We start from the raw sequence: 20,751 nt of genomic DNA, 5'->3' as shown, positions 1-20,751 counted from the left end.
GGTGGCCGCCATGTGGAAGGACGACATCCGCCGCTTCGGGCTGATCGCGCTGGCGACCGACATGACGATCGAGGGGGATGCCCGCCTGGTCATGCCCGAGGGCACGCGCCTGCACGTGACCCGCATCGAATTCGACAACCCCACCACCGAAGAGAACCTGCGCAATACCGGCCCGCGCCTGCGGGCGGCGGTGGACCTGATCGTGCCGGGGGTGCATCTGGACGGGATCGGCTTCGGCTGCACCTCGGCCTCGGCGGTGCTGGGCGACCAGATGGACGCCTTGGCCGGGGGGCGGGCGCATGTGACCACGCCCGCGGGCGCCGCGCTGCGCGGCTTCGCGGCGCTTGGCGCGGAACGCGTCGCGCTGATGACACCCTATCTCGAGGCCACGACCAACCTGGTCGGCGACCATTTCGAGGCGCATGGCATCGACGTGGTCCGCCGCGTCTCCATGAACTTCCCGGACGACCGCGACATGGCGGTCCTGCCGGCGGAACGGATCGTGGAAATGGCCGTCGGCAGCGATCATCCCGACGCGCAGGCGCTGTTCATCAGCTGCACCGCGCTGCCGGTGATGCCCCTGATCCCGCGGATCGAGGAGGCGTTGGGCAAGCCCGTCCTCAGCGCGAACCAGGCGTTGTTCTGGGCGATGCTGGACCAGGCGCAGATCCCCGCGACCGGTTCGGGGGCGCTGTTCGGCAGACGGACGTGGTAGGGCTGGACGACATCCTTGCCGCCCGCGACCGCATCGCGGGGCAGGTGCTGGAAACGCCGGTCGCGCCCTCGGCGGCGCTTGGGGCGCTGGTCGGCGCCCCCGTCTGGCTGAAGCTGGAACATCGCCAGACGACCGGGGCGTTCAAGCTGCGCGGGGCCACGAACGCGGTGATGCGGATGGGCCGGGTGGCGGGCGTCACCACGGCCTCGACCGGGAACCACGGGCGGGCGCTGGCCCATGCCGCGCGTCAGGCGGGGGCGCGGGCGGTGATCTGCATGTCCTCGCTGGTGCCGGACAACAAGCTGGAGGCCATCCGCGATCTGGGCGCCGAGGCCCGCGTGATCGGCGACAGCCAGGACGAGGCATTCCACGAGGCTCGCCGCCTGAAGCGTGACGAGGGGTTCGCCCTGATCCCGCCCTTCGACCATCCCGACGTGATCGCGGGGCAGGGCACGCTTGGGCTGGAGCTGCTGGAGCAGGTGCCCGATGCCGCGACCGTCGCGATCCCGCTGTCGGGGGGCGGCCTGCTGGCGGGCGTCGCCGCGGCGATGAAAGCCCGCCGCCCCGACATCCGCATCGTCGGCATCAGCATGAAGCGCGGTGCGGCGATGGCCGCCAGCCTTCGGGCGGGCCACCCCGTCGAGGTGCAGGAACTGCCGACCCTTGCCGACAGCCTTGGCGGCGGGATCGGGCTGCGCAACCGCCTGACCTTCGACATGGTCCGCGCCCTGATGGACGACCTGATCCTGGTCCGAGAGAGGGACATCGCCGCGGGCATCCGCCACCTTGCATCCGAGGGCCACGTGGTCGAGGGGGCGGCGGCGGTCGGCGCGGGCGCGGTCCTGTCGGGGCAGCTGACCTCTCGCGGGCCGCTGGTCCTGATCCTGTCGGGCGGAAATATCGACCCCGCGGCCCATGCCGCCATCCTCCGCGAGGGGCCATGACCGCCGTTCTGACCGAGGCGCAGCTGCGCGACAGGCTGCATCTGGACCACGCCGCCATCGACGTGATCGAAGACGCGTTCCGCAGGCTGGCCACGGGCGGCGTGGTTCAGCCGCCGGTCATGTCCATGCACCTGCCCGAGGTGAACGGAGAGGTGGATGTCAAGACCGCCTGGGTTCCGGGCTTCGACGGCTTCGCGGTCAAGATCTCGCCGGGGTTCTTCGACAATCCGGCGCGGGGGCTGCCGTCCACCTCGGGGCTGATGGTGGTGCTGGATGCGGTGACGGGGCGCGTGCGGACGGTGCTTCTGGACAACGGATACCTGACCGACCTGCGGACGGCGGCGGCGGGGGGCGTCGCGGCGCGGCACCTGTCGCGGGGCGATGCCAGCACGGCCGCGATCATGGGGGCGGGGCTGCAGGCGCGGATGCAGCTGCGGGCGCTGCGGCTGGTCAGGCCGATCACGCGCGCGGCCATCTGGGCGCGCGACCCGGATCGCGCACAGGCGCTGGCCCGCGAACTGGACGGACCCGACCTGCGCATCCGCGCGACCGCCGACCCGGCCGAGGCCGTGGGCATGGCCGACATCGTCGTCACGACCACGCCCGCCGCGCAGCCGATCCTGCGGGCCGAATGGCTGCGCCCCGGTCAGCACGTGACCGCGATGGGCAGCGACCAGCCCGGCAAGAACGAGCTGACCCCCGAATGCATTTCCCGCGCCGATCTCTATGTGGCGGATCGCGCGGACCAGGTGCGGCTGATGGGCGAATTGCGTGCCGCCATCGCCGCGGGTGCCCATGACGGCACCGTCATCCCCGAACTGGGGCAGATCATTGCCGGGCAGCGCCCCGGCAGAACCCATCCCGATCAGATCACCATCTGCGACCTGACGGGTACCGGCGTGCAGGACACCGCCATTGCCACCCACGCGCTTGCCGCGTTTTCGAAAGACACGTGAATGCCCGAACTGCAAAGGACCCCCGAGCGTTTCTCGACCGAGGAATACGAGGAACGGTTGAAGAAGACCCGCGCCAGCATGGAAAAGCTGGGCCTCGATCTGCTGATCGTCAGCGACCCGTCCAACATGGCCTGGCTGACCGGCTATGACGGCTGGTCCTTCTATGTCCATCAATGCGTCATCGTGGGGCCGGAGGGGCCGCCCATCTGGTACGGTCGCGGCATCGACGCGCCGGGCGCGCTGCGCACCGTCTGGATGCCCGAGGAGTGCATCGTCGGCTATCCCGATTACTACGTCATGTCGGTCGAGCGGCACCCGATGGATTACCTGTGGGCGCAGCTGGCCGACCGGGGCTGGCATACCGGCTTCATCGGCGTCGAGATGGACAATTACTGGTATTCCGCCAAGGCGCATGAACGGCTGGTCTATGGCCTGCCCGACGCGCAGATCCTGGATGCGACGGGGCTGGTCAACTGGCAGCGCGCGGTCAAGACGCCCAAGGAGCTGGCCTATATGCGCAAGGCCGCCCGCATCGTCGAGCGCATGCATCGCCGCATCGCCGACAAGATCGAGGTGGGGATGCGCAAATGCGACCTCGTGGCCGAGATCTATGACGCGGGTCTGCGTTACGACGAATGGTCCCAGCATGGCGGCGATTATCCGGCCATCGTGCCGATGCTGCCTTCCGGCCCCGACGCGGCGGCGGCGCATCTGACCTGGGACGACCTGCCGCTGAAGAAGGACGAGGGCACCTTCTTCGAGATCGCCGGCTGCTATCAGCGATACCACGTGCCGCTGTCGCGCACGATCTTCCTGGGCACGCCCCCGCAGGAAATGCTGGACGCCGAGAAGGCGGTGCTGGAGGGCATGGACGCGGGCCTCGAGGCCGCGCGCGCGGGCAATACCTGCGAGGATATCGCCAATGCCTTCTTCACGGTCCTCGACCGCTATGGCATCGTCAAGGACAACCGCACCGGCTATCCGATCGGGCTGTCCTATCCGCCCGACTGGGGCGAGCGCACCATGTCCCTGCGCCGCGGCGACCAGACCGAGCTGAAGCCGGGCATGACCTTCCACTTCATGACCGGTCTCTGGATGGAGGGCTGGGGCTACGAGACGACGGAATCCATCGTCATCACCGAACGAGAGCCTGAGCTGTTCTGCAACATCCCCCGTCGAATGCTGGTGAAGGCATGAACCCGATCAGTCCCACCATCCCGCTGGACGGGCCCGGCAAGCATCACGGCTTCCTTCGGCTGCCCCATTCGCGCAACGACAGCGCCTGGGGCAGCGTGATGATCCCGATCACCGTCATCGCCAATGGCGAAGGGCCGACGGCCCTGCTGACCGGCGGCAATCACGGCGACGAATACGAAGGCCCCATCGCGCTGCAGCAGCTTGCATGGGAGCTGGAGCCGCAGGACATCACCGGGCGCGTCATCATCGTGCCCTATCTGAACATGCCCGCCTTCGCGGCGGGCACGCGGGTCAGCCCGATCGACCAGGTGAACATGAACCGCTGCTTTCCGGGCAGGCCGGACGGGACGGTGACCCAGAAGATCGCGCATTACTTCGACAGCGTGCTGGTGCCGATGGCGGATGTGGTGCTGGATTACCATTCGGGGGGCAAGACGCTGGACTTCCTGCCCTATGCGGCGGCGCATTACCTGGACGATGCGGACCAGCAGGCCGCCTGCGTCGCGGCGATGCGGGCCTTCGGCGCGCCATATTCGATGATGATGCGGGAAATCGACGCGGTCGGCATGTTCGACACCGCCGTCGAGGAGAAGGGCAAGGTCTTCGTCACGACCGAGCTGGGCGGCGGCGGCACCGCGACCGCGGCATCGGCGCGGATCGCCATTCGCGGGGCGCGCAATGTGCTGGCCCATGCGGGCATCCTGTCGGATGCGGTCGCGCAGGCGGACAGCGTGATGTTGGACATGCCGGGCGACGACTGCTTCCACTTTGCCGAGCGTGCAGGCCTGCTGCACCCGCTGGTCGATCTGGGCGAGAGCGTGACCGAAGGTCAGCCCATCGCCCGGATCTGGGCGGGCGACCGCATGGGCGCCCAGCCGGTCGAGCTGCGTGCGAACCGTGCGGGCGTGATCGCCGCGCGCCATTTCCCCGGCCTCGTGCAGCTGGGCGATTGCGTCGCGGTGATCGCCGTGCCGGAAACGGGCGCCTAGTCCAGCGCCAGCTCCTCGAGCAGGGCGGCGTATTGCGCCCCGTGCATGTCGCGATCCGCTGCCGCGCCCTGGATGACGGGGCGCGGCAGGCTGAACTTGACCACGCGCAGATCCGCGATGTCGAAGCGTTTCAGCAGCTGCGGCTCGACCGCGAACAGTCGCGCGACGCGATCCGTGGCAAGCCCTTCGGTGACGCGCGTGAACGCGTCCTCGGTGCCGCAGAAGATGTCGATGGTCACCCAGAACGGTCCGGCATTCTTGGACCGCACCTTGGTCACGATCTGGCCAAGCGTCGGATTGCGGGTCATGCCGTCACCTCGTCGAATTGCAGCCGGAAGGCCGACATCGGATCGTCCAGCGCCATGACGTGGTTCAGTGCGAATTCGTACAGCGCGCCGCGATCCGTCGTGGCCGGCGAATAGGGGAAGGCGAAGGTCGGCAGTTCCTCGTCGTCGGTCAGCGGATAGTGCAGGACGAAGGGGTTGATCAGCTTGCCGATCTCGGATGCCTCGGCCTGGGTGGCGGCGGTGATGATGCCCAGCACGCCGACCTCGACCGGGTCGCCCTTGCGGTTCTCGATGGGACCAAGCGCGCCGTTGACGCCGATCAGCCGGAAATCCAGCGAATAGGCGTCGGGGGTCAGGCCCATGCGGCGCTCGATCTCGGGGGCGAGGAAGCCGTTCAGCCGGTCCACCCATGCCTGCGCGTTCGCGACGTAATGGGCGTTGCGCAGGATCGCCATGATCGTCGTCTGGAAACCCGCGATGCGCGCGCCCTCCAGCTTGACGGTATAGGGGCCGGGCACCCATTCCGACCCCTCGACCCGGACGCGGCGGTCGTCCAGCGCGGCATAGCGCGCAGCCGTCACGTCCAGGTATCCGCCCGGCTCGTACAGCCGGAACGGGTCCGAATTCTCGTAGAGCATATGCGCCGAGACCGAATGCGGCGTGCAGCGCGCATCGGGGTGCAGCGCCTCGACGGTGAAACCATCGCGGTCGAAATCGACCATGATCACCCCCGAGGTCGGATGCGTCGAACACAGCGCGCCGCATTCCGCGATCTTGGCGCCGTGCCAGCACGCGCCCGCAGCCTCGCCCCGCATCAGGGGCAGGGCGGCGATGGTCGCGGTGTCGGTCGTGCGGCCCGCGATCACGATGTCGGCGCCGCCTTCCAGCGCGGCCTGGATGTGTTCGGCCCCCGCAAGCGCCACGATATTGGCCAGCCCCTCGGGGTCGCATTCGGGCGCGGGCGTCAGGGGCGTGATCGCGCCCGCGCGCAGGGCCGCGGCGATACGGTCCTGCGGCTGGCTGCTGTAGATGCGGGCGATGCGCAGGCTTTGGCCCAGTTCGGCGGCCAGCTCGGTCGTGATGTCGTACATCCAGTCGACCGTGCTGTCGGTCCCCGAAGTGCCCGCGGTGCCGATGACCAGCGGCACGCCCGCACGGGCACGCGCCTGCATCAGCACGCGCCATTCCGCCCGCGTCGCCGCGCGCGAATATTTCGACACCCCGGCCCCGAGCGAGAACGGCCCGCTGTCGGTGGACCCGCCGTCGATGCAGATGATGTCGGGTGCCATGTCCACCCCCCGGGCAAGCGCGTCGGCATCGAAGCCGAGGCCCAGCACGCCCGAGGGAACAAGTACGCGGGTTGCCATCTCAGTCCTCGTTCAGGGTCGGGTCGGTTGCAGGCAGCGGCGGCTTCTTCAGGAAGCGGCGCAGGAAGATCGGGGCGACGAAGCCCATGATCGCGGCGATCCACAGCCCCAATGCGATGGGCGAGGAGAAGAGATAGGTCCAGTCCCCGTCCGACAGCACCATGGCGCGGCGCAGGTTGTCCTCCATCGAGTTGCCCAAGAGGATGCCCAGGATCACCGGCACGGTCGGGATGTCCAGCTTGCGCATGACATAACCCAGCACCCCGAAACCGACCATCATCAGCATGTCGAAGCTGGACCCGGTCAACGAGTAGATGCCCACGAAGGCGATCATCGTCACACCCGGCAGCAGCACCCATGCGGGGACCGACAGGATCTTCACGAAGACCTTGACCATCGGCACGTTCATCAGCAGCAGCACGACGTTGGCGACCAGAAGCGACGCGATCAGCGACCAGACGACCTCGGGGCGTTCGGTGAACAGCAGCGGGCCGGGGGTGATGTTCAGCGTCAGCAGCAGCGCCAGCAGCACGGCGGTCGTGCCCGAACCCGGCACGCCAAGCGTCAGCATCGGGACCAGCGCCCCGCCTGCGGCCGCGTTGTTGCCGGCCTCGGGGGCGGCGACGCCGCGCGGGTTGCCGCGACCGAAGCTGTCCTTGTCCGAGGCTGCGGACTTCTCGCCCATATAGGCCAGGAACGACCCGAGCGAGGCGCCCGCGCCGGGCAGAACGCCCGCGATGAAGCCGATGCCCGACCCGCGCAGCATCGCGCCCGAGGTCTGGCGCAGCATCTTCCACGGCACCAGGATCTTGCCCAGCTTGACGCCGATGGCGCTGTCGCGGCCATGGCTCTCGATGAAGTGGAAGATCTCGGCCACGGCGAACAGGCCGACGATCGCCACGAGGAAGTCCACGCCGTCCATCAGGTGCAGTTCACCGAAGGTGAAGCGCGGCATGCCGGTGGTCTTGTCCAGCCCGATCATCGCGATGGCAAGGCCGATCGCGGCGGCCAGCGCGGCCTTGGCCTGGTTCGACGAACCGATGCCGCCAAGCGTGCAGAAGGCCAGCATGTACAGCGCGAAATACTCGGCCGGACCGAACTGGTAGGCCACGCGCGCCAGGTAGGGGGCGAAGACCATCAGGCCGACGGTCGCAAGGAAGGCGCCGACGAAGGATGCGACGCCCGAAACGACCAGCGCCTCGCCGGCCATGCCCTGCCGGGCCATCGGGTATCCGTCCAGCGTCGTCATCATCGCGGGCTCGTCGCCCGGGATGTTCAGCAGGATCGAGCTGATGCGCCCGCCATACATCGCCCCGTAATAGACCGAAGTCAGCAGCACCAGCGCCGAGATCGCATCCAGCCCGAGCGAGAACGAGATCGGGATCAGCAGCGCCACGCCGTTCGACGGGCCGAGGCCCGGAAGCGCGCCGATGATCGTGCCCACGAAGCAGCCGACGATCGCCAGCACCAGCGTGTAGGGAGAGAGCGCGATGGACAGACCCATCGCAAGATTGGAAAGAATGTCCATCGGATCAGAACCCCATGCCCGAGGGAAGGCCGCGCAGGCCCAGGCCCAGAATGACGCGGAACAGGACGAACAGGCCCACCGACAGCCCGATCCCCGCGATCGCGGCGCGCACGGGGCGGCCTCCGATCTGCCAGGACAGGACGCCCGCCGCGATGGCGGTCGGGATCAGGAACCCGAGCGGCGAGATCGCCTTGGCATAGCCCGCAAGCACCGCCAGCGCGATGGCCAGCTGACCCAGCATCGGCCCGGCCGGCCATTCCTGGTCCGGATCGGGGCGCAGGATCATCACGACCGAGGTCAGGATCACCACGCCCGCCACCATGTAGGGGAAGGCGCGCGGACCGACCGGGTCCGACATGAAGCTGGTCTGGATGCCGCTGGCGCTGAGGATGTACCCCAACGCCAGGACGATCATGCAGACGCCGAAGATGCGGTCGCCTCGGATCATTTCAGCAGCCCGATCTCTCGCGAGAGTTCCTGGATCTCGGCGATGTTCTCGTCGACGAAGCTCTGGAACTCGGCTCCGGTGACCAGGTACGGCTCCAGCCCGTTCTCGGCCATGACGGTCTGCCACTGTTCGGACTGGCCGACGGCGGTCAGGTGATCGACCCAACGCTGGTAATCCTCGTCGCTGATGTCCTTGGGGACATAGATCCCGCGCCAGTTCATCGCGACGGTATCGACGCCCTGTTCCTTCGCGGTCGGCACGTCGTCGAAGCCCGCGACGCGTTCCTCGGACAGGACCGCGATCGGACGCACATCGCCCGAACGGATGAAGCCCGTGATCTCGGACATGTCGCCGGTCATGGCCTGCGCGAATCCGCCCACGGTCTGCGTGATCGCGTCCGCGCCGCCGTCCATGCCGATATACTTGATCTTGCGCATGTCCTCGACACCCGCATCGCCCAGCAGCATCAGCACCTTGAGGTGGTCGAAGCCGCCCACGGCCGACCCGCCCGCGAAGGCCACGCTGCCCGGATCGGCCTTCACGGCCTCGACCAGGTCGTTCAGGCCCTGGATCGGGCTGTCCTTGGCCACCACGATGACGCCGGGATCGCCGCCGATCGAGCCGACCCAACGCACCTGGTCGGCCGTTGCGCCCGCGAAGGCGTCCTGCGCAAGGCGCGTCGTCGTGGCCGAGGATGCGGCGACGAACAGTTCGGGGTCGTCGCTGCGCTTCGAGACGACCTGCGCATAGGCGACGCCGCCGCCCGCACCGGCAAGGTTGGTCACCTGCACCATGTTCGGAACCAGTTCCAGTTCGGTCATGATGCGGCCGATCTGGCGGCAGGTGAAGTCCCAGCCGCCGCCCGGGTTGGCGGGCGCGATGCATTCGGCGGCCGATGCCGGCAGCGCAACCGAGGTCAGAAGGGCCAGGGCGGCCCCGCGAACGATGATTTTCATGCTTGTCCTCCCAGACGTGCCTGCGGGTTGGTCCCGGCAGGCTTGCGGGATTCATGTTTTGGTGGAAAGCTGACACGAACCTGTCACGGATGCCGAAAGTTTGGGCGAATGCGATTTCTTCTGGTCGAGGACAGCCGCGAGCTTGCGGATGCGGTCGCCTCTCGTCTGGCGATGGAGGGGCATGCCGTCGATCACGCGGCCACGCTTGGCGACGCTCGAGAATTTCTGGATTCCGCGCCTTACGATCTGATACTGCTTGATATTTCGCTGCCGGATGGAGACGGTCGCGACTTTCTTGCGCGCGAGCGATCGGCGCGGCGCGATACGGCGGTGATCATGATGACGGCCTCGGCCTCGGTCGGCGACCGGGTGCTGACACTGGATCAGGGTGCCGACGATTACATCACCAAGCCCTTCGACTTTGCCGAGTTGCAGGCCCGTTGCCGTGCCGTCCTGCGCCGACGCGACGGGGCCGCCGACAGCCGCCGCCATTTCGCGGGCTTCACCTTCGACGCGCTGGCCGCCAGCATTACCATCGGCCCCGAGACCCGAGAACTGCGCGCCCGCGAGCTGCGCCTGCTGGAGATCCTGCTGTCGCGGCCCGGGCAGGCCTTCTCGAAGTCGCACCTGATCGACCGGCTGTTTTCGTTCGACGAAGAGGTCAGCGACAACGCGATCGAGGTCTATGTCGGGCGCCTGCGCCGCAAGCTGGAAGGGTCGGGCGCGCGGTTGGAGACGTTGCGCGGCGTCGGCTATCGGCTGTTTCCCGAATGATCCGCACGATGATGCGCCCGGGCGGCGGCGTCTCGCTGCGGCGCAGGCTGGTCTGGCAATTCATCCTGCTGTCGGCGGTACTGGTGGCGGGGCTGGCCTTCACCGTGGGCTGGGTGGCGGATCGCGCGTCGCGGGCGTCGCAGGACGCGGTTCTGGGGGCGGCGGTCACGGCGGTCGCGGACGGTATCCGCAGCGTCGATGACGGGCTGGAGCTGGAGCTGCCCTATGGCACCTTCTCGATGCTGGGGGCGATGGGCGAGGAACGCATCTTCTATGCCGTGCGCGTCGATGGCGATCCGGCGACCGGGTATGACGACCTGCCCATGCCCCCCATGCCCCCCGAGGGGCTGGTGCCCGTCTTCTGGTCCACTGATTTCCGCGATGCGCGGCTGCGGCTTGCCTCGGTCAGTCGCAGCCTGCTGATCGAGGATCGGGCGCGGCAGGTGGTGGTGACACTGGGCCAGACGCGCCACGGGCAGGCCGCGATCGCCCGCGACACGGCCCGCAGCGCGGCATGGGCGGCGGCGGCGTTCATGGCGCTGGCGCTGCCTGTCGCGCTGCTGGCGGCGGGCGCGGTGCTGGGGCCGATCCGGCGGCTGGCACAGGTCGTGGCCGCGCGCGGTCCGCGCGATCTTCGCCCCGTGCGCCACCAGACGCCGCGCGAGTTGCAGCCGCTGCTGCGCTCGATCAACGGGCTGATCGCGCGCCTGCGTGCCGCGCTGGAGATGACCGAGACCTTCATCTTCGAGGCCGCGCACCGCATCCGCACCCCCCTGTCGCTGGTCCGCACCGAGGCCGAGCTGGCCCTGTCGGAGACCGACGACCCCGCCACCGCCGCAAGGCTGCGCCGCATCGTGCGCGCGGTGGGCGAGAGCAGCCGTTCGGCGAACCAGATCCTGGATCATGCGATGGTGCTCTATCGCAGCGACCAGTTCGCGGCGGGGCCGCTGGACATCGCCGCCATCGTCCAGGAGGTCGTGCGCGCGACCGCCCCCATCGCCGAGATGCGCGAGATCGAGGTCACGACCGAAGGGCTGGCGCTGCCCGTCCAGATGCATGGCGATGCGCGCATGTTCGAGATCGCGCTGCGCAACCTGATGGACAACGCGTTGAAATACACCCCATCCGAAGGGCATGTGCATGTCGCCATCCGCCCCTCGCGCACCGAACTGCGCATCGAGGTGCTGGATGACGGGCGCGGGATCGAGGGGGACCCGGCCGCGCTGGTCGCCCGCTTCCGGCGCGGGGGAAATGTCGGGGATACCGGCGGATCGGGGCTGGGGCTGACCATCGTGTCCGAGGTCGCCGCCGCACATGGCGGGCGGCTGATCGTCGCGCCGCGCGAAACGGGGGGAACATGCGCCGCATTATCATTTCCCTGGGCCTGACGGCCTGGTTGTCCGCAAATCCGGCCCATGCATTCGAGATCGAGGCCGAACAGGATTTCGGTCTGCCGCCGGCCGCCCCGATCGAGGTGCTGTCGAATGCCGATATCGAGGCGATGGCCGCCGTGCTGACCGATTTCGCCGCCCGTCATCCGACGCGGCGCGTGCATTACGTCCAGGCTTCCTCGGCCGAGATCCAGCGCGCGATCCGCGACGAGGGGGCGCGGTTCGACCTGGTGATCTCGTCCGCGATGGATCTGCAGATGAAGCTGGCGAATGACGGCTTCGCGGCCTCGGTCGAACTGGATGTGCCGGGCCTGCCGGACTGGGCGCGCTGGCGCGATCAGCTGTGGGGCATGGCGCTGGAGCCGGTCGTGACGCTGGCCTCGCGCAGGGGGTTCGGGGATCTGCCATTGCCGCGCAGCAGGCGGGAACTGATCGCGACCCTGCGCGAGAACCCCGACCGTTTCGCGGGGCGCATCGCATCCTACGACCCCGAGGTGTCGGGCGTGGGTTACTTCCTCGTGTCGCAGGACGATCAGGGCTCGGACGGGTTCTGGCGCCTGGCCGAGGTGATGGGCCGCCTGGATGCGCGGCTGTTCTGCTGTTCGGGCGACATGATCGAGGAGTTGCGCGCGGGGCGCGTGGCGCTGGCCTATAACGTCGTCGCCAGCTATGCCGCGCGGTTCCGGCCCGACGACCCCGACCTGGTGCAGTTGGAGCTGGACGATTACGTGCTGGCGATCCTGCGGTCGGCCTTCGTCCCCGTGGCGGCCCCCGACCCCGAAGGAGGAGAGCTGCTGCTGGCGCATCTGCTGTCGCCCTGGTCGCAGGGCATCATCGCCGACAGCGCAGGTGTCGCGTTGATCCCCGGGACGGGGCCCGCGCCGGGGCCGTCGCTGCGCCCGATCCGGCTGGATGCGGGGCTGCTGGTCTATGACGATCGGCTGCGGCGGGCCTCACTTCTGTCGGAATGGCGGGCGGCGCTGATACAGGATATGCCTGCGGGCGAAACCCCGACGACCCCCGAGGCACCATGAGCCAGCACCCCTTTGCCCGACATGCCGCCACCCGCCACCCCGGCGCCAGCCCCATCCTGCGGTCGCTGCCCGAGGAGACGCCGATCGCCATGGTCTATCACGGATCGACCCATGCGGTGATGATGGCCAGCCCGCAGGACATCGAGGATTTCGCGACCGGCTTCACCCTGACCGAGGGCGTGATCGAGGATGCCTCCCAGATCGAGGATCTGCGCATCGTCGCCCATGACGCGGGCATCGAGGCGCAGATGTGGCTTGCGGGCGACCGCGGAGAGCGGCTGGCCGCCCGCCGTCGCAGCATGGCCGGCCCGGTCGGCTGCGGGCTGTGCGGGATCGAGAGCCTGTCCGCCGCCATGCGCGATCTGCCGCAGGTCGGCGGCGTCGGCATCCCCGAACCCGAGATCGCCGCCGCGACCGATGCCCTGCGCGCGATGCAGCCCCTGCACGACGAGACGCGCGCCGTTCACGCGGCGGGCTTTCTGCTGCCGGGGCAGGGGATCGTCCTGGCCCGCGAGGATGTGGGCCGTCACAACGCGCTGGACAAGCTGATCGGCGCGATGGTGCGGCAGGGGATGGATGCGTCAAAGGGGGCGATCGTGCTGACCAGCCGCGTCTCGGTCGAGATGGTGCAGAAGACCGCGATGGCGGGTGCGGGGGTGCTGGTCGCCGTGTCCGCGCCCACCGCCCATGCGCTGCGGCTGGCCGAAGGGGCGGGCCTGACCCTTGCGGCGCTGGCCCGTGGCGGCGGGTTCGAGCTGTTCTGCCATCCGGGGCGCGTCGTGACCGCATGAAACCCTGCGCCGCGTCGCGGTGTTGGTCCGCTGCCGATTTGCGCGACACGGGGACAGGTGATCATGGACAAGGCGGAATTGCGGTTCGATCTGGGCACGGCCCGGGTCTGCGCGGTGATGAATTCGGGCTCGGGGCGGCGCAGGCACCACGAGACCGCCGCCCTGCTGAACAAGCGCCTTGCCCCGCATTGCGGCCGGTTCGAGACGCGCGTGGCCGAACATGGCCGCGATCTGCCGCAGCTTGCGCGCGATGTGGCGTCCGAAGGGTTCGACCTGGTGATCGCGGTGGGCGGCGACGGCACGCAATCGGCGGTGGCGGGCGCGCTTGCGGGGACGGGGATCCCGATGGGCGTCCTGCCGGGCGGGACCTTCAACTATTTCGCGCGTGACCTTGGCGTGGGCGAGACGATCGAGGAGGGGATCGACACCATCCTCGATGCGCGCCAGTCGCTGACCGATCTGGGCGAGGTGAACGGTCTGATCTTCCTCAACAACATCAGCCTCGGGGCCTATCCGCAGATCCTGAAGACCCGCGAGGGGATCTATCGCCGCTGGGGGCGGTCGCGGCTGGCGGCCTATTGGTCGGTCGCGGTGGCGCTGCGGCGGCTGCGCAACCCGATGCGCCTGACTGCGCGCGTCGACGGAGAGGAGCGTCACTTCACCAGCGCGTTGGTCTTCGTGGCCCGCAGCGCCTATCAGCTGGAGACCTTCGGGCTGGAGGGCGCGGACGCGATCCGCGACGGGCGCATGGTGGTGCTGGTCGCCAAGGCCAGCCGCGCGATGCCCCTGTTCCGGTCCGCGCTGCGCCTTGCCTTCGGTCACAGCGCGCGGGACGAGGATTTCGACATGATCGTCACCGACCGGATGGAGATAGAGACCCCCGCCAAGGCGCAGCTGGTGGCCCATGACGGCGAGAAGACGCGGCTGGCCAGCCCGTTCCGCATGTCGGTCCGGCGCGATGCCTTGCGCGTCCTGCTGCCGGCGGATGGACGGGACAAGACGCGCGCATGACCCGGATCGTTCACCTGTCGGACCTTCATTTCGGCTTCCACCGGCAGGACCTGGTCGAGCCGCTTCTGGCGCTGATCGCCGAGGCGCATGCGGATATCGTGGTCGTGACGGGCGACCTGACGCATCGCGCGCTGGTCCCGCAGATGGAGGAGGCGCAGCGTTTCCTGGACCGGATCGAGGCCCGGACGCTGATCGTGCCGGGCAATCACGACATTCCACTGCTGAACCCGCTGGCGCGTCTGCTTTGGCCGTTTCGGGGATTCCGGCGGCATTTCGGCGCGAACCTGTCGCCGGTGGCGCAGGCGGGCGATGCGCGGGTGCTGGGCGTGAACAGCGCCGATCCCTTTGCCTGGCAGCGCGGCCTGTTCCGCGAGGGCGAGATCGGCCGCCTTGTCGGCAGCGCCGATCCCCATGCCGTGAACATCGTCGCGCTGCATCATCCGTTGGAACAGCTTCCCTCGGTCGAGAAGCGGACCGCGCGCCGCGCCCCCGAGGCCGCGCGTCGGTTGCAGGATGCGGGCGTGCGGATCGCGCTGTCGGGGCATCTGCACATCTTCGCGCTGGACGAGCTGCTGGCGACGGGGCGGCATCCGGGCCTGTTGCAGTTGCAGGGCGGTACCGCGCTGTGCGCGCGCCCAAGCGACGCCCGGAACGAGATCGCGGTCCTGGACGTGGAACGCGACGCGGTCCGGCTGGAACGCCATGTCGCGCCGATGGACCGCGATGGCTTCGGCCCGCCCGAAATCCGCGAATATGCCCTGCGCGGCGGGCGCTGGGCACGCGTTTAGGCGTTGAGTTTTCCCGCGATCGGCGTTATGTGGACGCCAGTCACACGGGCGACATGGTCAGAACAGACCGCTTGCACATGGGTCGGGCGTATTCGCCGGACCCTTTGTCGTTGCCACGGGGGGCGCTACAGACCGGCGGAGCCAACCGTCAGGCCAGTCAAACGGACGTAAAGGAAACTGTAAACGCATGTGCGCTAAAGCGACCATGGAGGAATTCGAGGCCCTCCTGAATGAAAGCCTCGAAATCGACACTCCGGACGAAGGTTCGGTTGTCAAGGGCCGTGTCATCGCCATCGAGGCGGGCCAGGCCATCATCGACGTCGGCTACAAGATGGAAGGCCGCGTCGATCTGAAAGAATTCGCAAATCCCGGCGAAGAAGCCAACCTGAGCGTCGGCGACGAAGTCGAGGTCTATCTGGACCGCGTCGAGAACGCCCGTGGCGAAGCTTCGATCAGCCGCGAGAAGGCACGCCGCGAGGAAGCCTGGGACCGTCTGGAAAAGGCATATGCCGACGAGCAGCGCGTCGAAGGCGCGATCTTCGGCCGCGTCAAGGGTGGCTTCACCGTCGATCTGGGTGGCGCTGTCGCGTTCCTGCCCGGTTCGCAGGTTGACGTCCGTCCCGTGCGCGACGCCGGCCCGCTGATGGGTCTGAAGCAGCCGTTCCAGATCCTGAAGATGGACCGCCGCCGGGGCAACATCGTCGTCTCGCGCCGTGCGATCCTGGAAGAGAGCCGCGCCGAGCAGCGCGCCGAGGTCATCGCCAACCTGTCGGAAGGCCAGACCGTCAAGGGCGTCGTCAAGAACATCACCGAATACGGCGCCTTCGTCGATCTGGGCGGTGTTGACGGCCTGCTGCACGTCACCGACATGGCGTGGCGCCGCGTGAACCACCCGTCCGAGATCCTGTCGATCGGCGAGACGGTCGAGGTTCAGGTCATCAAGATCAACAAGGAAAGCCACCGCATCAGCCTGGGCATGAAGCAGCTCCAGGCCGATCCGTGGGATACCGTCGCATCGAAGTTCCCGATCGGTTCGGTCCACCAGGGCCGCGTCACGAACATCACCGACTACGGTGCGTTCGTCGAGCTGGAAGCCGGTGTCGAAGGCCTGGTCCACGTCTCGGAGATGAGCTGGACCAAGAAGAACGTCCATCCGGGCAAGATCGTCTCGACCTCGCAGGAAGTCGACGTGATGGTCCTGGAGATCGACGAAGCCAAGCGCCGCGTCTCGCTGGGTCTGAAGCAGACCATGCGCAACCCGTGGGAAGTCTTCTCGGAGACCCATCCGTCGGGCACCGTCATCGAAGGCGAAGTCAAGAACATCACCGAGTTCGGTCTGTTCGTCGGCCTCGAAGGCGATATCGACGGCATGGTTCACCTGTCGGACATCAGCTGGGACACCCGCGGCGAAGACGCGATCCAGGACTTCCGCAAGGGCGACGTCGTCAAGGCAGTCGTCCAGGACGTCGACGTCGAGAAGGAGCGCATCTCGCTCTCGATCAAGTCGCTGGAAAACGAAGGCATGGCCGAAGCCGTTGACGGCGTGAAGCGTGGCACCATCGTGACCGTCGAAGTCACCGCCATCGAAGACGGCGGCGTCGAGGTGGAATACAACGGCGTCAAGTCGTTCATCCGCCGTTCGGATCTGGCCCGCGACCGTCAGGACCAGCGCCCCGAGCGCTTCCAGGTCGGCGACAAGGTCGATGCGCGCGTCACCAACATCGACACCAAGACCCGTCGTCTGGGCCTGTCGATCAAGGCACGCGAGATCGCCGAGGAAAAGGACGCCATCGAACAGTACGGCAGCTCGGATTCGGGCGCTTCGCTGGGCGACATCCTGGGCGCCGCGCTGAACCGCGGCAACTGATCCCTTCGGGTTCAGCACCTGCACATTGCCCGCCCCGCATCACGCGGGGCGGGCTTTTTCTTGCCGAATCGAAGGGTTGTGCGTCAAGCGCCTTGCGTGGTGGGGGTAAAGCTGGCAACGCTGTGAACCACCGATTTGCATCGCGCGTTGATTGCCACGTGGTCCATTGGAGGGAAGCATGATCCGGTCCGAACTGATCCAGATGATCGCAGACGAGAACCCGCATCTGTTCCGCCGAGACGTCGAGCGGATCGTCAACACGGTCTTCGAGGAGATCATCGACGCCATGTCGCGTGGCGACCGGGTCGAGCTGCGCGGCTTCGGCGCGTTCTCGGTCAAGAAGCGGGATGCCCGTCTGGGGCGCAATCCGCGCACCGGCGAATCCGTCGATGTCGACGAGAAGCACGTTCCCTTCTTCAAGACCGGCAAGCTGCTGCGGGATCGGTTGAACGACGAGGCGTGATCGTCGTAGAACGTATCCGGGCCGATCCGGCCCCAAGGCTGTGAAGGGAAGGGCCATATGCGTTTCATCCGACTGATCTTTGTCGCCGCGCTGGCGCTGGTGCTTGTGGCCGTCGCCCTGGCGAACCGGCAGGCTGTCGTTCTCAAGGCCTTTCCGGCCGATATGGGTCGTTTTCTTGGCGGAACGTGGTCGCTGGAACTGCCGCTGTTCCTGATCATCTTCGTCGCGTTCGCGCTTGGGATGCTGGCGGGTCTGATCTGGGAATGGCTGCGCGAGGCGCATTTCCGCCGTGCGGCCAAGCGCGGCAATGCACAGGTCAACCGCCTGGAATCCGAGATGGATCACCTGCGCGAGCGTCACAAGGCGCCCAAGGACGACGTGGTCGCCATCCTCGATGCGCCCTCGGCACCGAAATCGCGCGCCAGCCTGCCTGCGCGCTGATCCCATGGCCGATGTGAAGATCTGCGGGCTGCGCGACAAGGCGCAGCTTGCTGCCGCGATCGAGACGGGCGCGCGTTACGTTGGGTTCGTCTTCTTTCCGAAATCCCCGCGTGCGGTGACGCCCGACGAGGCCGCGCAACTGGTCACCGAGGTTCCGGTGGGCGTGGCCCGCGTCGGGCTGTTCGTGAACCCCGACGACGCGCTGCTGACCGAGGTGCTGGACAAGGCCCCCCTGGACATCATCCAGCTGCATGGCAAGGAGAGCCCCGAACGGGTATCCGAAGTGCGCGCCCTGACGGGGCTGCCGGTCATGAAGGCCATCGGCGTTTCCGGCCCCGACGATCTGGGCCAGTTGACCGAATACGGGCTGGTGGCCGACATGCTGCTGGTCGATGCGAAGGCCCCGAAGGATGCCGTGCTGCCGGGTGGCAACGGCCTGGCCTTCGACTGGCGCCTGCTGGTGGGGCGGCGCTGGCTGCGGCCCTGGATGCTTGCGGGCGGCCTGACGCCGGACAACGTCGCCGAGGCCGTGCGCCTGACCGGTGCGCCGGTCGTCGATGTCAGCTCGGGCGTGGAATCCGCGCCGGGGGTGAAGGATCCCGACCGGATTCGTGACTTCATCGACGCTGCGCGGGGCTGAAGCGTCCCGCGTTGCGCGATCCGTGCAACGGGTGTTGCGCGGGCAAGTCCTTGAAATCACTTGATGCGTTCGCCTGTTGCGCACAACCCATGCGATAGTGATTGACTTTGCGAACGCCCTTGGGTACAAAGTTTACATGCTGGGAGAAGTGGGCAAGGGGTGACACCTCGGGCCGCCTTTTCGTTTCTCTGCTCGTGCGGACAGGACACGAGGCGGGGCAGTTTCAGATGAATGACATGGAATGGGGCGGGTCGGCCTCACGCCGCGAGCAAATTCCAGCGGCCGGAAGGAAAAGCTCGGACGGATATCCAAAGCCGGTAGTCGATACCTGCGCAGACCACTCTACCTCGGCACCATGGCCCAGATCAGCGCGCGGCGAGGGTGTCGAGTGGGTTCGTCAGGACCGGCACCTGATTGGCTCGACCGAATGCTTGTCCGCAAGCCGGTGAAAGTGGTCGCCGTAGCGCTAGCCAACCTCATGGCCCAAACAATCTGGGCGCTGATTGCCCGTGGCGGCAGTTACCGAGCCACCCCAGCCTGAAATGTAAGAGACAAGCCGCGCCGGTATCGGACCGGCAAGGCTTTGAGATGGTGAGGCGCGAGTCGTGAGGTGATGGCAAAGCGACGGTAACACAGCGGAATTGGACACCCAGTTCGGACCGGAGCGCCTCCGAGCGCGCGCCATTGATAGGGACCCGACCGCCGGCTGACTTCATCAGGGCGCGCAGCTGTAAACTCGCTGCATCTTAGACGCCGTACAAATGGCCGCGACCGACCAGATGCCAGATCAAACGAAGCTCTTGTCAAGGGGGCATCCATACTTGGTCCGAGGACAAGGTCGAGGGCCGTTCGGGTAGCGTTTGAACTTCGACCTCCTCGGTTTGTCGCCCTCGATGTTCGGCAGGCGTGAGATGCCATGCCTCTGTAGATACCGGTGCGATGCTGAGCGTGTCAGGTACGGGATGGAGGGCATATAGGCAAGCGCAGTGCCATAAGGCGACAACAACGTGTGGCGCCAAAACGCGACGATGGCCGCCTCCTCGGCCTCGGGGAGGACCGTCGAACGAGGCCCCGTTGGACCGGTCTTACGATAATCGACCGTCTGCAGTTTACGCCACTTCGCGACCGTAGTGGGATTGATCCCCAGCTCCCAGCTCCCAGCTCCCAGCTCAACGTCGCAAGCGAAGCTTGCGGTCATTCGGGAAGGCCCTCTGACCGGTGGCGGGCCGCCCTCATTACTGCTGCTATGACGGCGTGTGTGGTTGTGGCGCCCCCATGACGAAATCGTCCCATAACGCTTTTCCAAGCTTGAGAAAGGATCACACTACCAAACCGTGCGATCAAACACCTACGGATACGGCCCCTTAGCAGGAAGAGATCTCGAATGAAACGGCGGCCTTGGCATGTCGCTGCTGCTGCCTGCGCGGGCGCAGAAGCATGTAACCGTGAACGAGGCGCTGATGCGCCTCGATGGGCTGGTGAACCTGGTGCTTGAGAGCGTTTCGGTCGCGACGCCGCCCGCGACGGTGCTGGACGGTCAGTGCTGGGGCGTTCCCGACGGGGCGCAGGGTGCGTGGTCGGGGCAGGCAGGCATGGTTGCCATCGGCGCGAATGGGGGGTGGGTCTTCGTCGCCCCCCGCAGCGGCATGCGCGGCTTCGTGCGGGACCGGGGCGCCGAGGCGGTCCATGACGGTTCGGAATGGGCAATGGGTGCGATGACGATGGGCGCCTCGGGTTCCGGCATGATCGCCGGCATCGCCGAGGGAGAGGTCCTGCTGAACGCGGCAGGCACCGTCGTCAGCACCGTGGTCATCCCCGCCCATGCGATGGTGATTGGTGCCACGGCCCGCGTCACCGAGGCGATCACCGGCACCCTTGCAAGCTGGCGGCTGGGCACGAGCGACGGCACGGACCGCTTCGGGAACGGGCTTGGCAAGGGGCAGGGATCCTGGGCGCGCGGAATGCTGGGAACGCCCATGACCTATTGGCAGGCCGAACCGCTGATCCTGACGGCCAATGGCGGAGAGTTCGCATTGGGGCGCGTGCATGTCGCGGTCCATTGGCTGGAACTGCGCCTGCCTTCCTGATCCCTCAAGGGCTTGCCCGGGTTCCACCCGGTACCCACTTGGTCTATGACCGATGGCAAGAAGGAACCGGGTGGGCC

Annotated in this window: 21 protein-coding genes and 2 pseudogenes; 17 read left to right on the top strand and 6 right to left on the bottom strand. The window is 67.5% G+C overall.

What is annotated here, in order from left to right; translation table 11 throughout:
• The first annotated feature begins 10 nt into the window (after window positions 1-10).
• From F804_RS16070 to doeB, 5 genes are read left to right on the top strand one after another with little or no spacing between them, the layout of a single operon-like run.
• On the top strand, window positions 11-715 hold the full coding sequence (locus tag F804_RS16070; protein WP_022707368.1) for a maleate cis-trans isomerase family protein: 705 nt from the start codon (window positions 11-13) through the stop codon (window positions 713-715).
• Window positions 709-1,659 (top strand): hydroxyectoine utilization dehydratase EutB, encoded by a 951-nt coding sequence (gene eutB, locus F804_RS16065; RefSeq protein WP_022707367.1) that lies wholly within the window; start codon window positions 709-711, stop codon window positions 1,657-1,659. Before F804_RS16070 ends, eutB begins: the two co-directional genes overlap by 7 nt.
• Window positions 1,656-2,615, top strand: coding sequence for a cyclodeaminase (locus tag F804_RS17355; RefSeq protein ID WP_022707366.1), 960 nt, complete (start codon window positions 1,656-1,658; stop codon window positions 2,613-2,615). The genes eutB and F804_RS17355 overlap by 4 nt, the downstream gene beginning before the upstream one ends.
• The gene (doeA, locus tag F804_RS17350) at window positions 2,616-3,812 is read left to right on the top strand and encodes an ectoine hydrolase DoeA (RefSeq protein ID WP_022707365.1); all 1,197 of its coding nucleotides are present in this window, start codon (window positions 2,616-2,618) and stop codon (window positions 3,810-3,812) included. It abuts the gene before it with no gap.
• On the top strand, window positions 3,809-4,801 hold the full coding sequence (doeB, locus tag F804_RS0108695; RefSeq protein WP_022707364.1) for a N(2)-acetyl-L-2,4-diaminobutanoate deacetylase DoeB: 993 nt from the start codon (window positions 3,809-3,811) through the stop codon (window positions 4,799-4,801). Before doeA ends, doeB begins: the two co-directional genes overlap by 4 nt.
• On the opposite strand, the gene F804_RS0108690 is transcribed toward doeB, so the two are convergent.
• From F804_RS0108690 to F804_RS0108670, 5 genes are read right to left on the bottom strand one after another with little or no spacing between them, the layout of a single operon-like run.
• The gene (locus F804_RS0108690) at window positions 4,798-5,109 is read right to left on the bottom strand and encodes a DUF4387 family protein (RefSeq protein ID WP_022707363.1); all 312 of its coding nucleotides are present in this window, start codon (window positions 5,107-5,109) and stop codon (window positions 4,798-4,800) included. The two genes, doeB and F804_RS0108690, sit on opposite strands and share 4 nt — an antisense overlap.
• Entirely contained in the window at window positions 5,106-6,455 is a 1,350-nt protein-coding gene (locus F804_RS0108685; protein ID WP_022707362.1) for an acyclic terpene utilization AtuA family protein, read from the bottom strand. Before F804_RS0108685 ends, F804_RS0108690 begins: the two co-directional genes overlap by 4 nt.
• 1 nt (window position 6,456) lies before the next feature.
• Window positions 6,457-7,983: a tripartite tricarboxylate transporter permease gene (locus tag F804_RS0108680; RefSeq protein ID WP_022707361.1), complete on the bottom strand. Its 1,527-nt coding sequence runs from the start codon at window positions 7,981-7,983 to the stop codon at window positions 6,457-6,459.
• A 4-nt stretch (window positions 7,984-7,987) separates the two neighbouring features.
• Entirely contained in the window at window positions 7,988-8,431 is a 444-nt protein-coding gene (locus F804_RS0108675; protein ID WP_022707360.1) for a tripartite tricarboxylate transporter TctB family protein, read from the bottom strand.
• Complete coding sequence (locus tag F804_RS0108670) at window positions 8,428-9,387, bottom strand: Bug family tripartite tricarboxylate transporter substrate binding protein (protein ID WP_022707359.1); 960 nt, start codon at window positions 9,385-9,387, stop codon at window positions 8,428-8,430. Before F804_RS0108670 ends, F804_RS0108675 begins: the two co-directional genes overlap by 4 nt.
• Before the next feature lie 108 nt (window positions 9,388-9,495).
• Between F804_RS0108670 and F804_RS0108665 the strand changes: the two genes are divergently transcribed.
• The 11 genes and pseudogenes from F804_RS0108665 to F804_RS17170 form a co-directional block, all read left to right on the top strand.
• Window positions 9,496-10,161, top strand: coding sequence for a response regulator transcription factor (locus tag F804_RS0108665; RefSeq protein WP_022707358.1), 666 nt, complete (start codon window positions 9,496-9,498; stop codon window positions 10,159-10,161).
• On the top strand, window positions 10,158-11,549 hold the full coding sequence (locus F804_RS0108660; RefSeq protein WP_051142332.1) for a sensor histidine kinase: 1,392 nt from the start codon (window positions 10,158-10,160) through the stop codon (window positions 11,547-11,549). Before F804_RS0108665 ends, F804_RS0108660 begins: the two co-directional genes overlap by 4 nt.
• Complete coding sequence (locus F804_RS16060; RefSeq protein WP_022707356.1) at window positions 11,519-12,586, top strand: ABC transporter substrate-binding protein; 1,068 nt, start codon at window positions 11,519-11,521, stop codon at window positions 12,584-12,586. The genes F804_RS0108660 and F804_RS16060 overlap by 31 nt, the downstream gene beginning before the upstream one ends.
• Window positions 12,583-13,377, top strand: coding sequence for a formate dehydrogenase accessory sulfurtransferase FdhD (fdhD, locus tag F804_RS0108650; protein WP_022707355.1), 795 nt, complete (start codon window positions 12,583-12,585; stop codon window positions 13,375-13,377). The genes F804_RS16060 and fdhD overlap by 4 nt, the downstream gene beginning before the upstream one ends.
• Before the next feature lie 63 nt (window positions 13,378-13,440).
• Complete coding sequence (locus F804_RS16055; protein WP_022707354.1) at window positions 13,441-14,388, top strand: diacylglycerol/lipid kinase family protein; 948 nt, start codon at window positions 13,441-13,443, stop codon at window positions 14,386-14,388.
• A complete protein-coding gene (locus tag F804_RS0108640) occupies window positions 14,385-15,176 on the top strand; it encodes a metallophosphoesterase family protein (protein ID WP_022707353.1) in 792 nt (263 codons plus the stop codon). Before F804_RS16055 ends, F804_RS0108640 begins: the two co-directional genes overlap by 4 nt.
• A gap of 187 nt (window positions 15,177-15,363) precedes the next feature.
• Window positions 15,364-17,043 (top strand): 30S ribosomal protein S1, encoded by a 1,680-nt coding sequence (rpsA, locus tag F804_RS0108635; RefSeq protein WP_022707352.1) that lies wholly within the window; start codon window positions 15,364-15,366, stop codon window positions 17,041-17,043.
• 178 nt (window positions 17,044-17,221) lie between these two features.
• The gene (gene ihfB / locus F804_RS0108630; RefSeq protein WP_022707351.1) at window positions 17,222-17,506 is read left to right on the top strand and encodes an integration host factor subunit beta; all 285 of its coding nucleotides are present in this window, start codon (window positions 17,222-17,224) and stop codon (window positions 17,504-17,506) included.
• Window positions 17,507-17,563: 57 nt separating this feature from the next.
• Window positions 17,564-17,947, top strand: coding sequence for a LapA family protein (locus F804_RS0108625; RefSeq protein ID WP_022707350.1), 384 nt, complete (start codon window positions 17,564-17,566; stop codon window positions 17,945-17,947).
• A 4-nt stretch (window positions 17,948-17,951) separates the two neighbouring features.
• Window positions 17,952-18,587: a phosphoribosylanthranilate isomerase gene (locus tag F804_RS0108620; RefSeq protein WP_022707349.1), complete on the top strand. Its 636-nt coding sequence runs from the start codon at window positions 17,952-17,954 to the stop codon at window positions 18,585-18,587.
• Between the two features lie 250 nt (window positions 18,588-18,837).
• A pseudogene (locus F804_RS17170) lies at window positions 18,838-19,128 on the top strand (transposase); the annotation flags it as partial.
• A gap of 303 nt (window positions 19,129-19,431) precedes the next feature.
• Here F804_RS17170 and F804_RS17675 read toward each other — a convergent pair.
• A pseudogene (locus tag F804_RS17675) lies at window positions 19,432-19,880 on the bottom strand (hypothetical protein); the annotation flags it as partial.
• Between the two features lie 110 nt (window positions 19,881-19,990).
• On the opposite strand from F804_RS17675, the gene F804_RS0108615 reads away from it, so the two are divergent.
• A complete protein-coding gene (locus F804_RS0108615) occupies window positions 19,991-20,674 on the top strand; it encodes a DUF2793 domain-containing protein (protein WP_022707348.1) in 684 nt (227 codons plus the stop codon).
• Window positions 20,675-20,751: the final 77 nt, after the last annotated feature.

This window comes from Paracoccus zeaxanthinifaciens ATCC 21588 (genome assembly GCF_000420145.1).
GTDB classification, from domain to species: domain Bacteria; phylum Pseudomonadota; class Alphaproteobacteria; order Rhodobacterales; family Rhodobacteraceae; genus Paracoccus; species Paracoccus zeaxanthinifaciens.
This window is presented reverse-complemented; position numbering and strand designations above follow the sequence as displayed.

What these genes read in the sequence shown, in the direction of transcription:
- doeA (WP_022707365.1), top strand. Translation starts at nt 2,616, where the DNA reads ATGCCCGAACTGCAAAGGACCCCCGAGCGTTTCTCGACCGAGGAATAC.
- rpsA (WP_022707352.1), top strand. Translation starts at nt 15,364, where the DNA reads ATGTGCGCTAAAGCGACCATGGAGGAATTCGAGGCCCTCCTGAATGAA.
- F804_RS0108665 (WP_022707358.1), top strand. Translation starts at nt 9,496, where the DNA reads ATGCGATTTCTTCTGGTCGAGGACAGCCGCGAGCTTGCGGATGCGGTC.
- F804_RS0108675 (WP_022707360.1), bottom strand. Translation starts at nt 8,431, where the DNA reads ATGATCCGAGGCGACCGCATCTTCGGCGTCTGCATGATCGTCCTGGCG.
- F804_RS16055 (WP_022707354.1), top strand. Translation starts at nt 13,441, where the DNA reads ATGGACAAGGCGGAATTGCGGTTCGATCTGGGCACGGCCCGGGTCTGC.
- F804_RS0108640 (WP_022707353.1), top strand. Translation starts at nt 14,385, where the DNA reads ATGACCCGGATCGTTCACCTGTCGGACCTTCATTTCGGCTTCCACCGG.
- F804_RS16070 (WP_022707368.1), top strand. Translation starts at nt 11, where the DNA reads ATGTGGAAGGACGACATCCGCCGCTTCGGGCTGATCGCGCTGGCGACC.
- F804_RS0108615 (WP_022707348.1), top strand. Translation starts at nt 19,991, where the DNA reads ATGTCGCTGCTGCTGCCTGCGCGGGCGCAGAAGCATGTAACCGTGAAC.
- F804_RS0108685 (WP_022707362.1), bottom strand. Translation starts at nt 6,455, where the DNA reads ATGGCAACCCGCGTACTTGTTCCCTCGGGCGTGCTGGGCCTCGGCTTC.
- F804_RS0108670 (WP_022707359.1), bottom strand. Translation starts at nt 9,387, where the DNA reads ATGAAAATCATCGTTCGCGGGGCCGCCCTGGCCCTTCTGACCTCGGTT.
- F804_RS0108660 (WP_051142332.1), top strand. Translation starts at nt 10,158, where the DNA reads ATGATCCGCACGATGATGCGCCCGGGCGGCGGCGTCTCGCTGCGGCGC.
- F804_RS16060 (WP_022707356.1), top strand. Translation starts at nt 11,519, where the DNA reads ATGCGCCGCATTATCATTTCCCTGGGCCTGACGGCCTGGTTGTCCGCA.
- F804_RS0108625 (WP_022707350.1), top strand. Translation starts at nt 17,564, where the DNA reads ATGCGTTTCATCCGACTGATCTTTGTCGCCGCGCTGGCGCTGGTGCTT.
- F804_RS0108690 (WP_022707363.1), bottom strand. Translation starts at nt 5,109, where the DNA reads ATGACCCGCAATCCGACGCTTGGCCAGATCGTGACCAAGGTGCGGTCC.
- F804_RS0108680 (WP_022707361.1), bottom strand. Translation starts at nt 7,983, where the DNA reads ATGGACATTCTTTCCAATCTTGCGATGGGTCTGTCCATCGCGCTCTCT.
- F804_RS0108620 (WP_022707349.1), top strand. Translation starts at nt 17,952, where the DNA reads ATGGCCGATGTGAAGATCTGCGGGCTGCGCGACAAGGCGCAGCTTGCT.
- doeB (WP_022707364.1), top strand. Translation starts at nt 3,809, where the DNA reads ATGAACCCGATCAGTCCCACCATCCCGCTGGACGGGCCCGGCAAGCAT.
- ihfB (WP_022707351.1), top strand. Translation starts at nt 17,222, where the DNA reads ATGATCCGGTCCGAACTGATCCAGATGATCGCAGACGAGAACCCGCAT.
- F804_RS17355 (WP_022707366.1), top strand. Translation starts at nt 1,656, where the DNA reads ATGACCGCCGTTCTGACCGAGGCGCAGCTGCGCGACAGGCTGCATCTG.
- fdhD (WP_022707355.1), top strand. Translation starts at nt 12,583, where the DNA reads ATGAGCCAGCACCCCTTTGCCCGACATGCCGCCACCCGCCACCCCGGC.